The sequence below is a fragment of the Alcanivorax sp. HI0044 genome, assembly GCF_001634945.1.
This window is the reverse complement of sequence record NZ_LWEZ01001208.1, coordinates 1-6,066: the sequence shown is the minus strand read 5'-3', so window position 1 is coordinate 6,066 and position 6,066 is coordinate 1. Positions and strand designations below refer to the sequence as shown.

8 protein-coding genes are annotated in these 6,066 nt (G+C 58.4%); all 8 read left to right on the top strand.

The features are described 5' to 3' along the window. Positions 1 to 132 (top strand): type II secretion system protein GspG (locus A3730_RS16750; protein WP_197477504.1); only part of this gene is annotated, 132 nt, incomplete at its 5' end. A 1-nt stretch (position 133) separates the two neighbouring features. Continuing rightward, positions 134 to 856 carry a type II secretion system minor pseudopilin GspH gene (gspH, locus tag A3730_RS16745; protein WP_063538489.1) on the top strand — a complete coding sequence of 241 codons (723 nt, stop codon included), beginning with the start codon at positions 134 to 136 and terminating at the stop codon, positions 854 to 856. After that, positions 853 to 1,233 carry a type II secretion system minor pseudopilin GspI gene (gene gspI, locus A3730_RS16740; RefSeq protein WP_007148932.1) on the top strand — a complete coding sequence of 127 codons (381 nt, stop codon included), beginning with the start codon at positions 853 to 855 and terminating at the stop codon, positions 1,231 to 1,233. The genes gspH and gspI overlap by 4 nt, the downstream gene beginning before the upstream one ends. Next, on the top strand, positions 1,230 to 1,889 hold the full coding sequence (gene gspJ, locus A3730_RS16735; RefSeq protein WP_063519965.1) for a type II secretion system minor pseudopilin GspJ: 660 nt from the start codon (positions 1,230 to 1,232) through the stop codon (positions 1,887 to 1,889). Before gspI ends, gspJ begins: the two co-directional genes overlap by 4 nt. Continuing rightward, entirely contained in the window at positions 1,880 to 2,941 is a 1,062-nt protein-coding gene (gspK, locus tag A3730_RS16730; RefSeq protein WP_197468644.1) for a type II secretion system minor pseudopilin GspK, read from the top strand. Before gspJ ends, gspK begins: the two co-directional genes overlap by 10 nt. Positions 2,942 to 3,060: 119 nt before the next feature. Then, entirely contained in the window at positions 3,061 to 4,200 is a 1,140-nt protein-coding gene (gene gspL, locus A3730_RS16725; RefSeq protein ID WP_063519963.1) for a type II secretion system protein GspL, read from the top strand. After that, positions 4,197 to 4,715 carry a type II secretion system protein GspM gene (gspM, locus tag A3730_RS16720; RefSeq protein ID WP_063519962.1) on the top strand — a complete coding sequence of 173 codons (519 nt, stop codon included), beginning with the start codon at positions 4,197 to 4,199 and terminating at the stop codon, positions 4,713 to 4,715. The genes gspL and gspM overlap by 4 nt, the downstream gene beginning before the upstream one ends. Before the next feature lie 40 nt (positions 4,716 to 4,755). Further along, the gene (locus A3730_RS16715; protein WP_063519961.1) at positions 4,756 to 6,039 is read left to right on the top strand and encodes a hypothetical protein; all 1,284 of its coding nucleotides are present in this window, start codon (positions 4,756 to 4,758) and stop codon (positions 6,037 to 6,039) included. The last annotated feature ends 27 nt before the right edge of the window (positions 6,040 to 6,066 follow it).

Below are 6,066 nucleotides of genomic sequence, written 5' to 3'. Positions count from 1 at the left end.
GCCTGGAACAACGATTACGTTTATATCAGCCCCGGTGTAGAAGGGCCATTCGATCTGCTGTCCATGGGCGCCGATGGTGTTGAGGGCGGCGAAGGCTCCGACGCGGACATCAACTGGCGCGACGTTCAGTAACATGCGCTTGCCCCGCACGCTGCAATCCGGCTTTACCTTGCTGGAAATCATGGTGGTGGTGGGGCTGATTGCGTTGCTGAGCGCCGTGGTGGTTAGCCAGGGGAACTGGACTTCCGACGACCGGCAGCTGGAGCAGGAGTCTGCCCGGCTGAAGGATACCCTGTCACTGCTCAACGAGCGCAGCCTGTTCTCGGGGCAGCTGTTGGCGCTGCGTCTGCGCCATGATGGCTGGGAGCCCCTGGCCTACGACATCGCCGCTGCCGATTTTATGCCCATCGAGGACACTGCACTCAAGCCTCGCCAGATTCCTCCTGCCCTGGAGTTGGTGTGGCAGCTGGATGAACTGGCTGATGAAGAACAGGCGAGCCTCAGTCAGGTTGCCGAGACCCTGGTCAAGAAAGACACCTCGCTGAATTTAGGTGAAGACACCGTGGGCGAGGGTGACGAGGCAGAGGCGCGCCAGCGGGACGGCAACAGCGAGTCCGGGGAAGAGGGGGAAGACGAAAAGGCGTTTCCGCAGATTTTCTTTTTCCCCAGCGGCGAAGTGTCTCCTGTGACCCTCGCCATGCAGAGCCAGGATGATCTCGACCAGGTGCAGCGCTGGCAAATTTCGGCTCTCGGGCAGATTACCGATCCGGACCGTGAGCAGGACGATGACGACCAGCAGGACAAACAGGAGTGGCTGGAGCAGCGTTCAAGAATGATAGAGGACGTCCAGGAATGAAGCGGCAGGGTGGCTTTACTCTGGTGGAAGTGCTGATTGCTGTCTCCATTCTGGCGCTGGTCATGGTGGTGCTTGGGCAGACCATGGGCTCCACCGCGCGGGCCTATACCAATATCAATGAAACCCATCTGGGCTTTCTGGTGGCCTCCGACAAGCTGGTAGAAATGCAGGTGTATCAACAGTGGCCCTCCACTGGCGAATCGGACTCCACGGTGACCCGCAACGGACGTGAATGGTGGATCAATACCCGTGTCAGCGAGGGCCCTTACCCGGATACCCGGCGTGTGGATATCGAGGTGGGCATGATGCAGGACGATGACGAGGGGCAAATGGCGTATCACCTGGCGAGCCTGATCGGCAAACCGGCGTCCGGATGATGAAAACTCTCCATCCGTTTTCTTCCAGGCGCCTGGCGCAGCGGGGCTTTACCCTGCTGGAGATGGTCATCACCATCGCTATCTTCGCGTTCATCTATGTCTGGGTGGCCAGCTTTCTCGGCAGCGCCTTGCAGGGCCGCGAACAACTGAAAGACAGCGCCGATGAAATGGAGGGCACCCAGCGCGCTGTCACCTTTCTTACCCTGGATTTCGAGCAACTGATCAGTCGTCCGGTCCGCGACCCCTACGGTGACCCGCAACCGGCCATTCTGGGCCGTGATAATTATGTGGAATTCACCCGCCTGGGCTGGTCCAACCCTTTTGGTCTGCGTAAACGCAGTGAGATGCAGCGGGTGGTCTATACCCTTGAAGATGGCACCTTGTTCCGCCGTTACTGGCCGGTGCTCGACACTAATGTGGCCACTGAGTATCAGGAAGATGTGCTGCTGGATCACGTGGAGCGCTTTACTGTCCGCTACCTTGATTTGACTCCCCAGGGGGAGTGGCAGTGGCTAGAGCTGTGGCCGGATGTGGCCATGGCGGCCGTTCCAGTCTGGCAGCAGCGTCTGCCAAAGAGTATCGAGCTGGAAATCGAGCTGGAAAACGGTGACATCGTGCACCGTTTCTACCGGACCGTGGTGAACCCATGGAGTTGATAACGCGCAGGCGTAATGGCGTCGTGCATCAGCAGCGCGGAATGGCGCTGGTGATTGTGCTTTTGCTGCTGGCCCTGTTGACCACCATTACCGTGGAGGTACTGTTTCGCCAGGATCGTTTTCTCACTCGGGCGGACAACCTGCTGCAATGGGACAAGCGGTACCAATATGCCATGGCGGCGGAAGTGGTGGCCCAGCAGGGGCTGATCGATGACCTGCAGGATGACCAGAACAATAACGCGCTGGTTGATGACTGCGTGGAAGAGCAGTGGGCAGTACAATTACCGCCCACCCCCTATGAAGACGCCATGCTCAGCGCCAGCGTCCAGGATCTACAGGGGCGTTTTAATCTCAATTGGTTGATTACGGCTCAAGGCGATGCCTTTGTTCGCGATCCAGAGGCGATTGACCGGCTTACCCGGCTCATCGAACTGACTTTCCCCCAGGAAACAGACGCGTCACGACTGGCCAACGAAATGGCGGATTGGCTGGATTCCAACAATATTGTGGATGGGGTAGAAGGGGCGGAAGACGCGGATTACCGTAACCGCCGGACTCCGAACATGCCGGCGGCCCATGAATCGGAAATGCGTGCCTTGCTCAGCTTCCAGGTGGCCAATCAACCCCAGGACAGCATGGTCTGGGGGCTGTTTACGGCGCTACCGCTGGGAACTACATTGAATGTGAATACGGCGCCGCCCCAGGTGCTGGATGCGGTGCTGGGCGGAATAGCGGGTGCCGGCGCAGTAGAAGCCATTGTCAAAGCCCGCCAAGAAGAGCCGATTACAACCGTGAGTGATCTGATGCAGCTTGCTCCTTTGAGCGCCCTTGACGCCGACGAAAAGCAGGCAGTTAGCGACCTTCTGGGCGTTAGCAGTGAATATTTCCAGGTGATGGTGGACGTGGAAGTAGACGGCCAATTAAGCCGATTGGTGAGTCGCTTGCGCCGGCGTAGCGGTAATGATGCGTCTACCGAGGTCTTCAGCCGGCAGGTAAGCCCGCTGCTGACCCCGCTCGAACCGGCCTGCAATCCCTTCTACAATGCCCAGTAAGATGCCCAGTAGGCGCAATGGTCAGTAACGACACTGTGGAATGATGCTCGCCTTGGTACACTGAGCCAGCGGCACATGCAGTAATAACAACGCAGATAACAACGAAAGGACACAGCAGCGTGGCAGATGCTCCACTGATTTATTTAAGCGGTGCAGGGGGAACAGAGCCGGATCTTGAAATTCCGGTGCTGTTGCAGCGCAACGCAACCGATGACGTACAGGCCATTAGCCTGCGTGATGCGCTGGAACAGTGTGCCGGCCAGACCCTCCATGTCATTATCAGCGTGGCCTTTGCCCGGCTAACCCATGTTTCCCTGACTCGCAAGCAGGCGCGCCATTTACAGCGTGTTCTGCCGTATCTGCTCGAAGAGCAGATGCTGGACAGCCCGGAATCGCTTTGGTTTGTCTCACGCAAAGGGGCAGGGGACGACTACGAAGTGACCGCCATCGCCCGTGAGTTGATCAGCCAGCTTGAACAGTGGGCTGCTGAGCAGGGAGCGGTACTCGGCTCGCTTCAGGTAGATGCCGAACGGTTACAGGGCCAGGCTCCTCTGATTGCGGAACTGGATGGTGGGCAGGTGCTATTAATGGCAGACCGGGACCGTTGTCTGGTGGTGGATGCCGACCAGCGTGACGGCATGCAGGCGCTATTTGGTGACAGCCTTGCCGACGCCACCGTTTTATCCGGCACTGCGGCGTTTCTGGATGCACTACGCGGTGGCGCTGGCCAGGAACTGCTGACCGGCCCGTATGCACCGAAACAAAAAAAGGGTAGCAACACGGCGTTTGCGCCCTGGAAGCCCGTCAGCATTCTGGCCGCAGCTGTGTTTGTGTTGGCCCTGGTGGCGATCTGGGTACAACAGTGGCGTTATGAGCAGGCCGCGCAGGCGGCCTTTGCCGATGCCAAAACCCTTTACGAGCAGCTGTTTCCCGGCGACAAGGCGACCACGGCCCTGAGCCGCCAATTCCAGGGGCGGCTTTCCCGCCTGGGAAGTAGCAGTGAAGGCGGGCAGGCCCGTTTTTTTCCGCTTCTGGGGCCGGTGGCGCAAGTGTTGAAAGAGATAAAGGTTGAGCCCAAGCGGCTTCAGTATGATCAGCGCGATAACACCTTGCTGCTGGATGTGGGCGCCAAGGATTATGCCCAGCTGGAACAGCTTCAGAATGCGTTGAAGAAGCAGGGCGCGAGAGCCTCGATTGCCAACTATCGCAATGGTGCCCAGGGCGTCAGCGCTCGTATCAAGGTGGAGCAGCCAGGATGAGTAATACGGCGGAACTGAAAAAACTGGCGGCACAACGGCGCGACCAGGCCGTGAATTGGTATGAAAGCCGGGAACCCCGTGAACAACGCGTCTTGCAGGTGTTGGCTGCCGTGGCTTTTCTGGTGGTGCTGTACTGGTTGATCTGGGCGCCCTCGGTGGCAGCGCGGGACCAGGCCAGGAATCGCTTTGTCACCAATCAGCAAACACTGCAGTGGATCCAGGATAACCGCAGCGCTGTTACCGCCGCCCAGCGAGGCGATACATCAACAGCCAGGCCGACCGGAAACTGGACCGGCAATGTGAGTCGCAGCGCCGACCAGTTTGGCCTGACATTGAAAGGGTTTTCTCCCGATGGAAATCGGGCGGTACGAATCCAGATGGAAGATCAGGTGGCCTCACAAACGGTGCTCTGGCTGCAATCCCTCCAGCAAGAGGGCGTGCAGTTGACCAATCTGGAAATGACGCCGGGTGAGAAACCGGGTACCGCCACGGTGCGAGCGACGCTACAAAAGTAGTCGCCACTCAAGCATAAACAACCAGGTAGCAACCATTACTATGACCCTACGCCTGTTTCTGGCGCTCGGCCTTTTTATTCCGGCACTGACCGCCCAGGCAGAATGCCGCTTTGATCCACTGGATCGTGGCCGGGTGGTTAAACTCTCCGGGCAGGACGTTCCCGGCGCCCAGGGTAAAACGCTGGATTCCCTCTCGGTCATGCGGGTAGAGCAGGGCCGTTTTGTGCCGGTGCCTTACCAGTTCGATGAGCTGGATGAGCACGGCATGGTGTGGTTTGAGGGGAGTCAATTCGCCATGATCGGCGAAGCCGGGCATCTGGATGCGGCAGATCAGCTTTTGATGATGCTCACGGATGCGGGCCCGCAGGCACCAGCTACGCTTCGTCCCGCCCAGGGAACTATCGTTGCCGATATCGCGGTGGCGAATAATTGCCATTTCTATCTGGTCGAAGGCAGTAGACAGCGCAGCCAGGATTATTACGTCGCCCACGACGTCGATAGTGGCATGACGCGCACGGCGCTTTATGAGCTGAACGTGGAGCCGGAAAACGAACTGAACTGGCTCTATCTCGGTTATCAGGGCTACCAGGGGGAGGGCTCCATCATTGATACCCTGAAAATGCGCATGAGCGCCGGGGTGCTCTCGCGCTTTACCCGGATGTCACTGGATAATCATAACCTGCGCCCCAAACAGGTTGGGCATTTGATCGGCCCAATTCGATCAGTCATGCATTTACGTACCAAGGTGGTGCTGGCCGGTATCCCGGTGATGACGATTCAGGTTCAGGCCATGCGTTATGCCGCCCATTACGAAGCGCATACCTTTGCGCGCATCCCGGAGCTGTATCGCGCCACCCTCAAGGACCCGGAAGTGGCGGTGACCGTTGACGGTAATGGGCAGATCGGGGCAAAGGTCTATACCGCCCGGTTCGCGGATAACCCGGTTACGGTTGACGGTAAGAAGGACGTTGATGATCAGGCTTTTGCCGGCCAGCAAATCAGCATGGAAGAAAACTGGATCCTCTTTGACAGCCGCAAACAGTTTTCACTGCTGACAGCCATGACGGTACCGGATGAACTACTGAAGACGCGGGTGGAATTGATCTATGAAGACGACCGTGACCTCAAGGTAGAGCCGGAGCAGTTCACCGGTCAGTTACCCAACCTGGGTTACTCCCTGCAAGGCTGGCCGGAGCCGCAGGAATTGCGCTTTACGGTCAGCCTGTATTTTGACGAAGGCCTGCACGGCATGGAGGCGGGGGCCTTTGCACAGCAGCGAAGCGCTGCCGTGCCTTACGCAGTCAGTGAGCCGGTATCAGAATGAGCGATCCGGCTTCAGCGAGAGAACGTC